This window comes from Xanthomonas hortorum, from assembly GCF_011305375.1.
In the GTDB taxonomy this organism is placed as follows: Bacteria; Pseudomonadota; Gammaproteobacteria; order Xanthomonadales; family Xanthomonadaceae; genus Xanthomonas; species Xanthomonas hortorum_E.
On sequence record NZ_VCME01000021.1, the window covers coordinates 104830 to 118966 of the forward strand.

Consider the following 14137-nt stretch of genomic DNA (forward strand, 5'->3'; position numbering starts at 1 on the left):
TTTGCTGGCAACTCCGTTAGAACAGCAACGCAACGTGTGTTACCGCGTTGCGCTACCGGCGCTGTGATGTGCTGCCGGTCACTTTGTTGGCAGAGCGCGCGCGACTGCACGCATCGCTGCCAGTTGCGACGCTTCTAAGGAGAGCTTTCATGTCGTCATCGATGCCCCGCTATGCCTTGTCCCTGGCCATTGGCGCACTGCTTACGCCCGCTGTGCATGCGCAAACCTCGACAGCAGAACCGCGCACCGACGCCACCACACTGGATGCGGTGATCGTCAGCGGCACGGCACGCTTCAAAGGCCTGGCCAAGCGCGATGCCAGCTTTTCGATCACCACCGCCAGCGCAGAACAGATTCAGCAGGCTGTGCCGCAGAGCACAGCGGACCTGTTGAAGATCGTGCCCGGCGTGTGGGCCGAGCCCAGCGGCGGCGGCACCGGTGCCAACATCTTCGTGCGCGGCATGCCCTCCGAAGGCGACGCGCCATTCGTGACCATGCAACTGGATGGCTCGCCGTTGTTTCCGCCACCGACCTTGTCGTTTCTGGAGAATTCCACCTTGTTCCGCGTCGACGATACCGTCGAGCGCATGGAAGTGTTGCGTGGTGGTTCCAGCCCGATCTTCTCCAACGGGCAGCCGGGGCTGACAGTCAATTTCATCCAGAAAAAGGGCCAGGACGAACCCGAGGGTAGCGTGCGCCTGACCGGCGGCAACAACGACCTGCGCCGCATCGACGTGTTCAATAGCGGGCCGATGGGCAACGGTTGGTACTACAGCGTGGGCGGTTTCTTTCGCGAGACCGATGGCGTGCGCGACCCGCAGTTTTCCGCCGACAAGGGCGGCCAGTTCAGCGCCACCTTGAGCAAGCGCTGGGACGGCGGCGAAGTGTCGTTGTACGCGCGGCATACCGACGACAACAACGCCTTCTATACCGCCATTCCACTGCTATCGCGCAACAACGGCAGCGATCTAGCCAGCTTTCCCGGCTTGAATGCGCAGACCGGCACCCTGCTCGGCCGCGACTTCCGCAATGTCGATCTGCTGGTCGGGCCGAATGGACAAACCATCCGACGCGATCTGGCCGACGGACGTGGCGTCAATATCGATGTGTTCGGTGGCGAATTGAACTGGGAAACCGGCGCCTGGACCATCGCCGATCGCTTCAACGTGATGAGCGGCAGCGCGCCGACCTATGCGCTGTTCACCGGCGACGCACCGCAGCGCTTGAGCGACTTCATCGCCAGCTACGGCACCACCGGCAGCGGCAGTTTCACCAACGGCGGTGGTGCGGTCGACCCGAATCAGCAGGTGCTCGAAGCCGGCTGGTGGTCGGTGGACAAGCGCCTGAACTCCTTTACCAACGACTTGCGCCTGAGTCGCGAACTGTTTGCCGGCAATACGCTCACCGTGGGCGCCTACTACGCCAAGTATTCCTCGGCCGACACCTGGTATCTGGGCAACACCATGTTGCTCACTGCACAGAACAACGCGCGGCGTATCGATCTGGCCTTGGACAATGGGCAACAGGCCACGCGTCAGGGCTTCACCAGCACCGCATTCTTCAACCTGCGCGCGAACTACGATGGCGAGAACATCGCCGCCTTCGTTGCCGACGAATGGGAACTCAACGAGCGCTTGCGCCTGGACCTGGGTGCCCGTTACGAGCGCCAGAGCGTGACCGGCGACGTGCACGATACCGCCAGCGTCGATCTGGATGGCAACCCGGCCACGTTGTACGACAACGCCACCTCGCTGGCACTGGCCAGCACGCGCCGCATCGATCAGGACGATGAGGCGTTCTCGTGGACTGCGGGCTTGAACTTCACGCTCGATCAGCACAACAGCCTGTTCGCGCGCGTCAACTCCGGGGTGAAGTTTCCCGGCTTCGACAATCTGCGCGATGGACAGAATCGCGTGCAGGAAGTGGATCAGTACGAACTCGGTCTCAAGTCCGGCGCCAGCAACTACGATCTGTACCTGACCGCGTTCTACAACACCTTCGAGAACTCGCCGTTTCAGGCGTTCCTGGCCGATGGGACCAACTTCACCGCAGTCGGCGATTCGCGCGCCTACGGCATGGAAGTGGAAGCGGCGATTCGCCCGTTCGGCGGCTTCGAGCTGGCCAGTACCGGCGTCTGGCTGGATGCCAAGTACCAGGATTATCAAAACTTCACGGGCAATCAGGTGATGCGCCAGCCCAAGCGCCAGTTCCGCATCACGCCCAGCTATTACTGGATGCTGCCGTTCGGCGATCTCAAGCTGTTTGCCACCTATTCCTACGTGGGCGAGCGCTTTGCGGATCTGGCCAACAGCCAGCGCCTGCCGTCCTACGACATGGTGGATATCGGCGCCAACCTGCATGTGGGCGAGCATTGGGAAGTGACTGCCAGCGGCAGCAACATCACCGACACGCTGGGCCTGACCGAAGGCAATGTGCGCGTGCAGGGCGCGGCGACCGGCGGCGTGTTCATGGGCCGGCCGATTGCCGGGCGGCAGTACCAGATGTCGGTGGCGTATCGCTGGTAGGTGCTGCAATCGAGAAGTGTGGGCGCTGACGCCTCGCCACGCGCGGCATCAGCGCCTGCGTTCGTCCTGCTGGCAACTGACGTTGTCACATTGGAGGTGCGTGCATGTGCGCAGCGCTGAACGGTGCCAGATGCATGCATGGAGGCGCAGGTAACAGTGGCCGCTTCATAAAGCACTACAGCAGCGACGCATCTGATGCGTGCATGCTGCGACCAGGGCGCATTACCTTCGCGATCGGCGTAGCGCGTCGATCCAAATGCGAAGCAGATTCGCGCATCGTGATGCTTTCTATCAATAGATTCCGGATAGATCGCAAAATATAGCGGCCAATCTCGTGCCGAAAACTTCGCATTGCGTGCGTGAATCGGCATGCCTTGCATAAACTGCGCAGCGGGTCACGTGCATCTCACCTGGTGCCTGGCTTGCGAACGAGAATTGACCAATCTTTAATCGGATCGCTGTCGGTGCATGCGCATCGCCAGCGTCGGCTGCGCGGACGCGCACAGGGGAGCCGACGGACGACCTGGTCGCATCCATCCAGCGTTTCGGACGGATGCGTTTCACTGGCTCTTTCGGGATACACGGACATGGACCCTGTTGCTGCCTGTTGGCATTCTTCTTTTGCACGCTGCATTCAACTCGACCTGGTACTGACGACTTGCCCGTACTGCCAGGCACATGCCTCCGGCGTTGCCTGATCGGGTTTCCTCAACGCGGCTATTGCCGCGTGAATTCACTTTTCAACGTCTACTGATTCTGCCGATTCGGGCTCGATAGGCACGGCCCGAATGTGTTGAAGCAGTTGCACCGGCCGATGACCTGATCGACCGGACGGGGAACTGTGTCGCTTTGACCGTGCCTACCCTTTGACCGGAATCAAACGGAATGAACCTTTTTCACAGGCGACACCTCGCACTGCTGATCGGCGCCGTGCTGATCGGCAGCCCACCAATCGCTGCGTTTGCCGCACAGCCGGCGACCGCTGCCCGGGCCAACGCAGGCGACCCGCTGCTGCGTTATCAATGGCACATCTCCAACCAGGGACAGGCCGTGATCGGCGACAGCCGTCCGGTCCCTGGCGTGGATATGGATGTGGATCTCCTGCATGACATCGACATTCGCGGCCGCGGCGTGCGGGTTGGCGTGGTGGATGACGGTCTGGAACTGCGCCACGAAGATCTGGCCGACAATATCCTGCCGAATGGCTCGCACAACTTCGAAGACGGATCGCACGACACAACTCCCATCGATCCCGAGAAAGCGCATGGCACGTTGGTGGCCGGCATCATCGGTGCGGTCGGCTGGAACGGCCGCGGTGGGCGCGGCGTCGCACCGGAAGCGCTGCTTGCCGGCTTCGACTTTCTGGGCCGGGCGTCGTCCAACTCCAATGCCAGCGTGCGTTATGCGTGGGGCGATGGACCGGAGGCGCGCAACATCGATGTGTTCAACAATAGCTGGGGAATGGTCGCGCCGATCTACTTCGATTTTCCGGTGGAGGATCAGCAGTCCTGGGAAGCCTTGATGCGATCGACCCGCGGCGGTCTTGGCGGCATCTACGTCAAGTCTGCGGGCAACAGCTTCAGGCGCCTGCGCGTGCCGGACCAGAGCGGAACGCCCGTCAACATCTGCAGCGCGCTATCGCGCACATTGAATGTCGGCTGCGCTCTGGCCAACATCGATCCGCTGGCCAACCTGCCGGGCACCATTGTCGTTGCCAGCGTCAATGCCAAGGGGCAACGCGCCTCGTATTCGTCGTCGGGCTCTGCGTTATGGGTATCCGGTCTGGGTGGCGAGTTCGGGCGACAACGCAAGTTCTATCCCAACGCAGCGCAGATCTTCCCGGCGGATACCGCGCCGTTCGCTTACGACCCGGCCATCGTCTCCACCGATCTGAGCGGCTGCCAGGCAGGCTATAACGTCGACAATCCCGCGGCGGTATTGAACGCACTGGACAGTAGCGCCTCCAGGATCGATGCATCCTGCAATTACAGCGGCATCATGAATGGCACCTCGGCAGCGGCGCCTACTGTCTCCGGTGTGGCCGCGTTGATCCTCAGTGCCAATTCCAGCCTGAGCGCGCGCGACGTCAAGTACATCCTGGCCACCACCGCGCGGCAGATCGATCCGTGGCAACCACGTGTGGCCTATCAGGGCAGCGTGATCGATCCGGGCTGGATCACCAATGCCGCCGGGCATCGCTTCAGTAACTGGTATGGCTTCGGGTTGGCCGATGCGGCGGCGGCCGTTTACAAGGCCAGCAACTTCACGCCACTGCCGCCGATGCGCGACACACGCTGGGTCAAGTCCGGCAATGCAGGCAGCCAGATCGGTGGGCCGGCGCGGCCGGCCACACAGCGGATTCGCATCAAGCAGGCAATGAAGATCGAATCGGTGCAACTGTCGCTGGAAACCGCGCATCTGACGCCCAGCAATCTGCGGGTGGTGCTGGTATCGCCCAGTGGAACACGCAGCTATGTGCTCACGCCGTTCTCGGCGCTGGATGCCGATGCCTATGCCAAGACCGGGTTCTATATCGACCTTACCTCCAGCAACGCGTTTCTGGACGAAACCTCGCAGGGCGTGTGGACGCTGGAAGTCACCGACATGAGCGAGCCCAGGACCACTGCTGCACTCAAGACGTTCAAACTTCGCATCGTGGGGCACTGACATGAAGAACACACTTGTTGTTTCGTTGTTGCTCGGTTGCGTTGCAGTGTCCGGCCTGGCGCAAGCCGCGCAGTACATGGATGCCAATACGCTCAGCGCTGCGGCCACTGGCGAGCGTTTCAAATCCGGAGCGGACATGTTCCGCATGCTGCCAGGCTCGGTGGTCGCCGAGACCCTGCCGGCTGACGATGCGGAACGATCAGCGCCCTTGTCCGGCAAGGCGCGCGCAAGTGCTACTTCTTCAGTAGCCACAGGCAAGGTTGCCGCACGCATCGGCCCGTATGCCGTGGTGCTGGATAACACCGCGGGCGCTGCGCGCAGCGCTGGCGTCTCCGGCACCGAACGCACGCTGGCAGCGGCAGTGAACGAGCGCACCGGACGCGTGGTGCTGGTCAGGCCGCAACTGAAATTGACCGGCACCACGCCAGCCACCGCGACGTCGCTGGCAGGCAGCTCCGGCGGAACCATCGCCTATGCCTCCGAGGTGGATGGCAGCGCGGTGATCACCTATGCATCCATCGAACAGGCGCAACGCGCGCTGCCAACCGTGCAACGCAGCAGCGGCATCGCGCAGGTATCGCTGGTGGTGATGCAGGCAGTCATGCAACCGATGTGAGTGCCACGGCCGCAGGCAAACGCTGCGGCCGTTGCCTCTGGCGCGCCGTCGGCGGCGCCATCTCCGCGTCCACCACAACATCCTCGCTCACCATTCAAAGGGACCCTCTTGATGACTTCTCTCCCACAACGGCAACGGCTGTTTTCCGCCATGTTGCTGGCCCTGTGCGGTATCACGCCCATTGCACCTGCGGTGGCTCAAACCACTGCATCGCCGCTGGCGCAACCAAGACCGCCGGAAGCAGGCGACCCCTTGTTTCGCTATCAATGGCATCTACTCAACAATGGGCAAACGGTGATTGCAGATACGCGCCCCACCGCAGGAATCGATCTGAATGTCGAGCCGCTGCATACGCTGGGCATGCGCGGTCAAGGCATCACCATGGCCGTTGTCGATGACGGGCTGGAGCTGCGCCATCCCGACCTGCTTGCCAACGTGGTGCCCGGTGGTTCAAAGAATTTTGTCGACGGGTCCAACGACCCGACGCCACGCAACGGCGATTCGCACGGCACGATGGTCGGCGGCATCATGGCAGCGGTCGGCTGGAACGGCATCGGTGGCCGCGGCGTTGCTCCCGGCGCACGGCTGAAAGGCTTCAATATTCTGTCTTCCGAAGAAAGCCCCACCGACTTCGATACCAATCTGCGTGCGTCGTGGGGCAACGCTGCCGAAGCGCGCGATGTGCAGGTTTTCAACAACAGCTTTGGCGCCGACCTGACGTTCTACCCGACCGTGTCTCCTGCGGCCGAGCGCTCGCTGGAGCGGCTGATGCGCAGCGGCAGAGGCGGCAAGGGCGGGTTGTACATTCAATCAGGCGGCAACACGTTCCAGAGTTTCACCATCCCGGATGCCCAGGGCAATGACGTCGAGCAATGCACTGCGTTGGCTGCATCGTTGCAGGTGACCTGCTCCACTCCGGCGACCGATCCGGTCAGCAACCAACCCTTGATCATCATGGCTGGCGCGGTCAATGCAAAAGGCGTTCGATCGTCTTACTCCTCTGCCGGCGCGGCATTGTGGGTCAGCGGCTTTGGCGGCGAATTCGGCTTGCAACGCCGGTTTTTTGGTGATTTTCCGCAAGCCGTTTTGTACGACCCCGCCATCGTCACCACCGATTTGACCGGCTGCGCGGTCGGTGACAACAGGAACGATCCAAATTCTCCACCGCTCAACGCCCTGGATACCAGCAGTTCGTCGATCGATGCATCCTGCAACTACACCGCCACCATGAATGGCACCTCGTCGGCAGCGCCCACGGTGGCCGGCGTGGTCGCACTGATCCTGCAAGCCAACCCTTCGCTCAGCGCGCGCGATCTCAAATACATCCTGGCCACCAGCGCGCGCCAGATCGATCCGGCGCAACCGGTGGTCCGTTACCGAGATAGCGTGATTGAGCCGGGCTGGATCACCAACGCCGCGGGCCACACCTTCAGCAATTGGTACGGGTTCGGCCTTGTCGACGCGGCCGAGGCGGTCTACCGGGCGTATTCCTTCAAACCGTTACCGGCACAACGCGATCTGGGCTGGAAGGCCGCTCGTGCAGGTAGCTCGGTTATCGGTGGGCCCGACGCGCCGGCCACGCTGCAGCTGCGTCTGGGCGACACGCTCAAGGTCGACACCGTGCAATGGTCGATGCAGACCACCCACAAGACGCCGACCAACCTGCGCGTGGTGCTGATTTCACCTAGCGGAACGCGTAGCCATGTGCTGACGCCGTTCCAGGCGCTCGACCCGATCACACAGGGAACCGGCTTCGATATTCCACTCTCTACCAGCAATGCGTTTCTCGATGAGAACGTTGCCGGCGCATGGACATTGGAAGTGACGGACATGACCGGCTCGGACGTTTCCGCCCGATTGACGGGTTTCAAACTGCGCATACTGGGACATTGACATGAAGCTAATTCTCGGCACGACCCTCTTCCTCTGCATGCTCGCCAGCGTGCCCGCAGCAGCGCAACAAGCCGAACGGCTGGAATTTCAGCGCGCCGCCACCGGGCAACGTTTCAAAATCGGCGACACCGACTTCAGGCTTGTCCCCGGCGCCAGGATTCAACGCCAGGTGCAGGCAGGCCCGCGCAACGAGGCACTCGACACGCCCGGCGCGCGCCGCGCCAGCGCTGCGGGCAATGTCGGGATACCCGCACGCGTCGGCCCGTATGTGCTCACGCTCGGCCAGGCAGCGCGTAACGCGGCTAGCAGCCCTGCTGGCACTGCCGATGAGGCCCCGTTGATGGTGGCGGTCAATCAACGCAATGGCCAGCCGGTCGTTGCATCGCCACGCCTGGAAGTCTATGCGAGCGACGCCGATGCCATTGCCCGGCTGGCACGGCAGACCAACGGCACGGTACTGGAGGCCGCGCAGGACGGCACTGGCATGATTGGTTATCCCTCCGTACCCACCGCCCTTGCGGCCTTACCGACGGTACGTCGTGGCGGTGGCGTCAGTGAGGCGGTCCTGCATGTGATCCAGGCCGTCCCACGGCTGCGCTGAAGGCGCAGACCATTCTGGTTAAGCGGCATCGGCCCGCATGGCGGCCACCCTTCACACACATCGGCACGCGTGCCTGCCGCTGCGGGCACGCGTTGTCGCACGACGACCCTGGCGTGCGCTTGCTCCCATTGGTCGGCGAGCACTCCGGTCACCCCATGCCGGAAGATCAGCTTTCTGCGCGCTTGTGAAGCGGCTGTGGTGACGCAGGCCACGCTGCAGCGATCGGGTTGCAGCGTGGTGCAACGGCGCAGCCCGGATTACACCGGCAGCGGGCTGCGCTCTGCAAAGTGCCCGCGCCAATAGGGGTAGTACGGATATGGCGGCTCCACCGCACTCACCGCATCCAGGCGCGCACGCTGCTCCGGTGTCAGCGACCAACCGACCGCGCCCAGGTTCTGGCGCAGTTGCGTTTCGTCGCGTGCACCGATCAGCACCGTGCTCACGGTGGGCCGTTGCAGCAGCCAGTTGATGGCAAGTTGCGGCACGCTGCGGCCGGTTTCTTCGGCAATGGCGTCGAGCACATCGACGATGTCGAACAGGCGTTTGTCGCTGATCGCCGGGCCAGCGGCGGCAGTGGCATGCAAGCGGCTGTGTTCCGGTAGCGGTTGGCCGCGGCGCAGTTTGCCGGTCAGCCGGCCCCAGCCCAGCGGGCTCCACACCACCGCGCCAATGCCCTGGTCGATGCCCAGCGGCATCAGCTCCCATTCGTAATCGCGCCCGGCCAGCGAGTAATAGGTCTGATTGGCGACGAAGCGGTTCCAGCCCTGCGCATCGGCCACCGCCAACGACTTCATCAGCTGCCAGCCGGCGTAGTTGGACGCGCCCAGATAACGCACCTTGCCGGCGCGCACCAGCGCATCGAGCGTGGACAGGGTCTCCTCCACCGGCGTCATCGCATCGAAGGCATGCAGCTGCAGCAGGTCGATATAGTCGGTGCGCAGGCGTCGCAATGAAGAATCCACTGCACGCAATAACCGGAAGCGCGAAGCGCCTGCATCGTTGGGCCCATCGCCTAACCGCAAGCCGGTCTTGGTGGAGATGATCGCCTGATCGCGGCGGCCCTGCAGTGCCTGACCGAGGATGTCCTCAGAAGCACCATCGGAATACACATCGGCGGTGTCGAACAGGTTAATGCCTGCCTCCAGACACAGATCGATCATTCGCCGTGCCTGCGCCACATCGGTGTCGCCCCATGCGGAAAACAGCGGCCCCTTGCCGCCGAAAGTGCCGGCACCCAGGCCAAGCACCGGCACCTTGAAACCGGAACGGCCGAGAAAACGTGTGTCCATCAGATACTCCTGGAAATCGAAAGAAACGCGCGCAGTGCCGGTCGATCGAAGGAGCGAATCAACCCGCCTGCACGCATGCGGCTGGCGCTTTCGCTTCACGACGCTGCAGATGCACGCTCCACAACGCGATGCCCAGGCCCACGGCGGTGAGCAATGCGGCAACCCACGGTGTCGCCACCAGCCCGGCGCGCGTGGCGATGACCAGCCCGCCCAGCCACGCACCCAGTGCATTGCCCAGATTGAACGCGGCGATATTGAGGCTGGAGGCCAGGTTCTGGCCGGCGCCGCGCGCATGCTCCAGCACGCGCAACTGCAGCGGCGCCACGGTGGCGAACGCGGCCACGCCCAGCAGGCCGACGAAGGCCACCATCGCGGTCTTGCTATGCAGGAAAAAGCCCATCGCACCCAGCACCACGACCAGCGCGGCCAGGCTACCCAGCAGGGTCGCGGTGGGGCGCCGATCGGCCAGGCGACCGCCCAGCAGATTGCCGACGATCATGCCCATACCGAACACCAACAACACCGGCGACACCGCCGCCTGCGTAAAACCGGTGACATCCACCAGCAGCGGCTGGATATAGGTAAACACCGCAAACACGCCGGCGTAGCCGATCACCGTCATCGCCAAAGCCAGCAGCACCTGACCGCGTGCCAGCACCGCCACTTCCTGGCGCCACGGCACCGGCACGGCAGCGCCTGCGGCCGCCGGCACCCACAGCGCCACCGCAGCCGTGGCCAGCACGCCGATCACCGTCACTGCCCAGAAGGTCGCGCGCCAGCCCAACTGCAGGCCCAGCCACGCACCGGCCGGCACACCCAGCAGGGTGGCGACGGTGAGGCCGGCAAACATCAGCGAAATCGCCGAGGCGCGGCGGTCGGCCGGCACCAGCGAGGTCGCCACCACCGCGCCCACGCCGAAGAAGGTGCCGTGGGCGAGCGAGGTCAGCACGCGCGCGGCCATCAGACTGGCGTAATCGGGCGCCAGCGCGCAGGCCACGTTGCCCAGGGTGAAAATCGCCATCAGCCCGACCAGCACCGCCTTGCGCGGCAGCCGCGCACTGGCCAGGGTCAGCACCGGCGCGCCGACGAACACGCCCAGCGCGTAGCCGCTGATCAACAGGCCGGCGGCGGTCAGCGACACATTCAGATCGGTGGCTACCTGCTGCAGCAAGCCCATGATCACGAACTCGGTGGTGCCGATGCCGAACGCACCGATGGTCAGCGCGAGCAGCGCCGGAGGAAAACGGGAAGAACGCACGAAAGCGGACATGGGGGTGGGCCAAGGAGGACTGCGCACAGCCTGCGCCGCTGCGTCTTTCGTAAAAACCCCTACTATCCTGATTCACTATCAACGCAGCATTGAGAATCGTATGGACCGTCTCGGCGACATCGCCCTGTTCCTGCGCGTGCTCGACGCCGGCTCGATCACCGCCGGCGCACGTAGCCTGGATCTGTCCGTGGCCGTGGCCAGCCAGCGCCTCAAGCGGCTCGAACGCGATCTGGGCGTGCGCCTGCTGCACCGGACCACGCGCCGCCTGCACCCCACCGCAGAAGGCCAGCAACTGGCCGAACGCGGCCGCGTGCTGGTAGAAGATCTGGATGCGCTGGCAGACGATCTGCGCGAGAGTGCGCACGATGTCGGCGGCACCTTGCGGGTGACGCTGTCGGCCTCGTTCGGGCGGCAATACGTCTCGCCGTTGCTGCCGGAGTTCCAGGCCCGCCATCCACGGGTGCGCATCAGTGCGCACCTGAGCGACGATCTGGTGGATCTGGTCAAGCAAGGCTTCGATCTGGCGATCCGTATCGGTACGTTGGACGACTCCGGGCTGGTGGCGCGGCGCATCGCCGACAACCGCCGCACCCTCGCCGCCTCGCCGGACTATCTGCGCCGCCACGGTACCCCGCGCACGCCGGACGATCTCGCCGGGCATGCCGGCGTGCTGTTGATGGGCCGCGACGGCCGCCAGGACGTCTGGACGCTGCAAACGCCCGAAGGCGGTCTGGTGCGGGTGCGCATGCAGAGCCGCTTCGAGAGCAACTTCGGCGAGCTGATACGCGATGCGGTGCTCGCTGGTCAGGGCATCGCGCTGCATTCGTACTGGCATATCGCCGATGAGCTGCGCGCCGGCAGCCTGGTCGCAGTGATGCCGGATTACCCACCGCCCACCTCACAGATCAGCGCGGTGATGCCGGCACGCCAGCTGCAACCGCCGCGCGTGCGCGCGTTCGTGGAGTTTCTGCTGGAGCGTCTGGGCGAGGTGCCGCCGTGGGAGACAGGTGGTTGAACGCGAGCGCCGTGGCCGCCTGGCCAATGCTGGCTGCGTGCGGATCGATGTGTGCTGGCAGGGCCGGATGCATTCCAACAATCGCAGCCTTGCGCTTGCCTTGGGAGGTGATCGAACGGTGTGGATTGGTTGGTTGTAGAGCGGCTGATTTGCGGGTTTGCTGCAGGGCCCTTGCCCGTCCACCATCGCGGGACACGCCGCAAGTACGTTCTTGTACGGCATCAATGCCGCATGATGATCTGTGGCCTGGCTGCAGAGCCCTTGCCCGCCTACCATCGCGGGACACGCCGCAAGTACGTTCTTGTACGGCATCAATGCCGCATGATGATCTGTGGCCTAGCTGCGGGGCCCTTGCCCGCCCACCGTCGCGGGACACGCCGCAAGTACGTTCTTGTATGGCATCAATGCCGCATGATGATCTGTGGCCTAGCTGCAGGGCCCTTGCCCGCCCACCATCGCGGGACACGCCGCAAGTACGTCCATGTAGGCTCTTACGCGGCATCCATGCCGCGTAAGGTCCGGAGCAGTCGAGATGGTCGGTGTGCATGTTTTCAAGCAACCAGCAAACTGTCTGGTGCGGTGTCCTCGCCGATTGCGGGACCGTGTGGCGGCATGGATGCCGCCACCGAGCCTACATGGACGTACTTGCGGCGTGTCCCGCGAGCGGCGAGGACACCGCGCACTCGACCAACCAAGCTTTTGATCGCAGCTAAAACGGCGCCGCGACTTAAAACCTCTGTACTTGATCTCTGCACTTCAGTCGTCAACGAAGGCGAGTGTGGAGCGCAGTTTGCGGCCATCGATGCAGCGTTCCAGAGGCCTGACTAGCCGCTCTTAGCGCCCGGCACGCAACAGGCGCTTGTGCAATCCGCGCCGTTGCGCGTCGCTGAGCAGATGCCCATGGGTGGTCAACAATCCCAGGATCTGCTGATGCGCCTGCTCGGTGCGCCGGGCCAGCTCAGCGCTGGCTGCAGCTTCGATCGCCTTCCAGTCGGCTGGACTCGTTGGCGCGGGGATGGTCGAACGTTGTGCGGGCATGGGCGACACGATCACGGAAACAGGCGCTCATGATACGGCGAGTGCGTGAGCGCTCTATCAGCGCCGGCGGCCCTGCCCTTCAGCGGCTCGCACGCTCGGGGCCGGACAGCAGGTGTGGGCACGCCAACTGAAAGGATGCCGCGTTGCGGCTCGCGAGGTCTGCTCGATCGACCACGCCAGAGCGATGGGCTCGCGCCGCTTGCAATGCGCGAACTGCTGTACCACCTGAAGGCCGATCCGGCCGATGCGCTGGTGGGTCAGATGGCCATCACCGAGGTGGCGCCGGTTCACCGGTAGAGAGGAAGCAATCGAGCGTGTGTTCCAGCTCCGCGAAGGTGCACACCGTGCTGGACGCCACCATCGCAGTGCGATCGCGGCAATTGAGCATCGCCGCCACCTGCGCCGGTCGGTGATCGCCCGGATACTTCCGTAGCGTCAGCTCGACTGCAACATCGCTGTGCCAGTGCGCCGTCTCCAACGACCAGCACGGATTGTCGAACCTCAGCAGCACCGTGCCAGCGCGCACATCGACGATCTGCGAGGTTTCCACCCACAGCGACATCCGCGCTTCCCATGCAGTGACCTCGATGCGGTAGCTGCCCAACGGCGATTGCCGCCAGGCCGTGGCATCGCCGACCGTCACCTCACTGCGCCGCGTACTGCGCGTCGCTGACCTGTTCCAGCCAGGTCACCGGCGAGCCGTCCTGTGCCTCGGCGATGGCGATATGCGACATCGGCACCGTCACGTTGGCGCCGTGCCAATGCTTGACGCCCGGCGGAATCCACACGATGTCGCCGGGGCGGATCTCCTGCGCCGGCTTGCCCCACTCCTGCACACGCCCGGCACCGGCGGTGACGATCAGCGTCTGACCCAACGGATGGGTGTGCCAGGCAGTACGCGCGCCCGGCTCGAAGGTCACCGTGGCACCGCCCACCCGCGCCGGCGCGTCGGTCTGGAATGGCGCATCGATACGCACCTTGCCGGTGAAATAATCGGCCGGGCCGACTGCAGAGGCCACGCCACCGGCCTTGCTCACCCTGATTGCTTGTTGCTCTTCACCACCGGGCGTGACGGCGGCCATCATCGACAGCGACATCGCAGTTGCGAACAGATTCATTGCAGTGCTCCTTGATCCAGTGCCTGAACTGTAGCGCGCATGCGTACACCGACTACTCACCCGATTGCGCATGCACCTAGAAACACAGCGCATCAATGCGGGCAA

At 63.9% G+C, this 14137-nt stretch carries 11 protein-coding genes and 1 pseudogene; 7 read left to right on the forward strand and 5 right to left on the reverse strand.

All coding sequences use genetic code 11. The annotated features are described in order from the left end of the window. Positions 1–149 precede the first annotated feature (149 nt). From FFY45_RS17765 to FFY45_RS17785, 5 genes are all read left to right on the forward strand, one after another. Positions 150–2525, forward strand: a complete 2376-nt coding sequence (locus tag FFY45_RS17765) for a TonB-dependent receptor (protein WP_176341431.1) — start codon at positions 150–152, stop codon at positions 2523–2525. A 918-nt stretch (positions 2526–3443) separates the two neighbouring features. Next, on the forward strand, positions 3444–5192 hold the full coding sequence (locus FFY45_RS17770) for a S8 family peptidase (protein WP_439333550.1): 1749 nt from the start codon (positions 3444–3446) through the stop codon (positions 5190–5192). A gap of 1 nt (position 5193) precedes the next feature. Then, positions 5194–5808 carry a hypothetical protein gene (locus FFY45_RS17775; protein WP_176341433.1) on the forward strand — a complete coding sequence of 205 codons (615 nt, stop codon included), beginning with the start codon at positions 5194–5196 and terminating at the stop codon, positions 5806–5808. Positions 5809–5958: 150 nt separating this feature from the next. After that, on the forward strand, positions 5959–7701 hold the full coding sequence (locus tag FFY45_RS17780) for a S8 family peptidase (RefSeq protein WP_176341483.1): 1743 nt from the start codon (positions 5959–5961) through the stop codon (positions 7699–7701). A 1-nt stretch (position 7702) separates the two neighbouring features. Next, the gene (locus tag FFY45_RS17785; protein WP_176341434.1) at positions 7703–8302 is read left to right on the forward strand and encodes a hypothetical protein; all 600 of its coding nucleotides are present in this window, start codon (positions 7703–7705) and stop codon (positions 8300–8302) included. 257 nt (positions 8303–8559) lie between these two features. Here FFY45_RS17785 and FFY45_RS17790 read toward each other — a convergent pair whose 3' ends face one another. Further along, entirely contained in the window at positions 8560–9591 is a 1032-nt protein-coding gene (locus FFY45_RS17790; RefSeq protein ID WP_176341435.1) for an aldo/keto reductase, read from the reverse strand. 58 nt (positions 9592–9649) lie between these two features. Next, complete coding sequence (locus tag FFY45_RS17795; protein ID WP_176341436.1) at positions 9650–10861, reverse strand: MFS transporter; 1212 nt, start codon at positions 10859–10861, stop codon at positions 9650–9652. A gap of 100 nt (positions 10862–10961) precedes the next feature. On the opposite strand from FFY45_RS17795, the gene FFY45_RS17800 reads away from it, so the two are divergent. Further along, positions 10962–11876: a LysR family transcriptional regulator gene (locus tag FFY45_RS17800; RefSeq protein WP_043889317.1), complete on the forward strand. Its 915-nt coding sequence runs from the start codon at positions 10962–10964 to the stop codon at positions 11874–11876. Positions 11877–12710: 834 nt separating this feature from the next. On the opposite strand, the gene FFY45_RS17805 is transcribed toward FFY45_RS17800, so the two are convergent. After that, on the reverse strand, positions 12711–12914 hold the full coding sequence (locus tag FFY45_RS17805) for a hypothetical protein (RefSeq protein WP_006450229.1): 204 nt from the start codon (positions 12912–12914) through the stop codon (positions 12711–12713). Between the two features lie 131 nt (positions 12915–13045). Here FFY45_RS17805 and FFY45_RS22215 point away from each other — a divergent pair. Beyond that, positions 13046–13190 (forward strand): annotated as a pseudogene (locus FFY45_RS22215) (AraC family transcriptional regulator N-terminal domain-containing protein); the annotation flags it as partial. Here the strand turns inward: FFY45_RS22215 and FFY45_RS17810 are convergent. Further along, a complete protein-coding gene (locus tag FFY45_RS17810; protein WP_176341437.1) occupies positions 13183–13557 on the reverse strand; it encodes a hypothetical protein in 375 nt (124 codons plus the stop codon). The pseudogene FFY45_RS22215 and the gene FFY45_RS17810 overlap by 8 nt on opposite strands. A 1-nt stretch (position 13558) precedes the next feature. After that, positions 13559–14032 (reverse strand): (R)-mandelonitrile lyase, encoded by a 474-nt coding sequence (locus FFY45_RS17815; RefSeq protein WP_176341438.1) that lies wholly within the window; start codon positions 14030–14032, stop codon positions 13559–13561. Between the last annotated feature and the right edge of the window lie 105 nt (positions 14033–14137).

Bases quoted from the DNA above. Each gene is read 5' to 3' on its own strand.
- FFY45_RS17805 (WP_006450229.1), bottom strand. From the start codon at position 12,914: ATGCCCGCACAACGTTCGACCATCCCCGCGCCAACGAGTCCAGCCGAC.
- FFY45_RS17800 (WP_043889317.1), top strand. From the start codon at position 10,962: ATGGACCGTCTCGGCGACATCGCCCTGTTCCTGCGCGTGCTCGACGCC.
- FFY45_RS17785 (WP_176341434.1), top strand. From the start codon at position 7,703: ATGAAGCTAATTCTCGGCACGACCCTCTTCCTCTGCATGCTCGCCAGC.
- FFY45_RS17780 (WP_176341483.1), top strand. From the start codon at position 5,959: ATGTTGCTGGCCCTGTGCGGTATCACGCCCATTGCACCTGCGGTGGCT.
- FFY45_RS17795 (WP_176341436.1), bottom strand. From the start codon at position 10,861: ATGTCCGCTTTCGTGCGTTCTTCCCGTTTTCCTCCGGCGCTGCTCGCG.
- FFY45_RS17765 (WP_176341431.1), top strand. From the start codon at position 150: ATGTCGTCATCGATGCCCCGCTATGCCTTGTCCCTGGCCATTGGCGCA.
- FFY45_RS17815 (WP_176341438.1), bottom strand. From the start codon at position 14,032: ATGAATCTGTTCGCAACTGCGATGTCGCTGTCGATGATGGCCGCCGTC.
- FFY45_RS17790 (WP_176341435.1), bottom strand. From the start codon at position 9,591: ATGGACACACGTTTTCTCGGCCGTTCCGGTTTCAAGGTGCCGGTGCTT.
- FFY45_RS17775 (WP_176341433.1), top strand. From the start codon at position 5,194: ATGAAGAACACACTTGTTGTTTCGTTGTTGCTCGGTTGCGTTGCAGTG.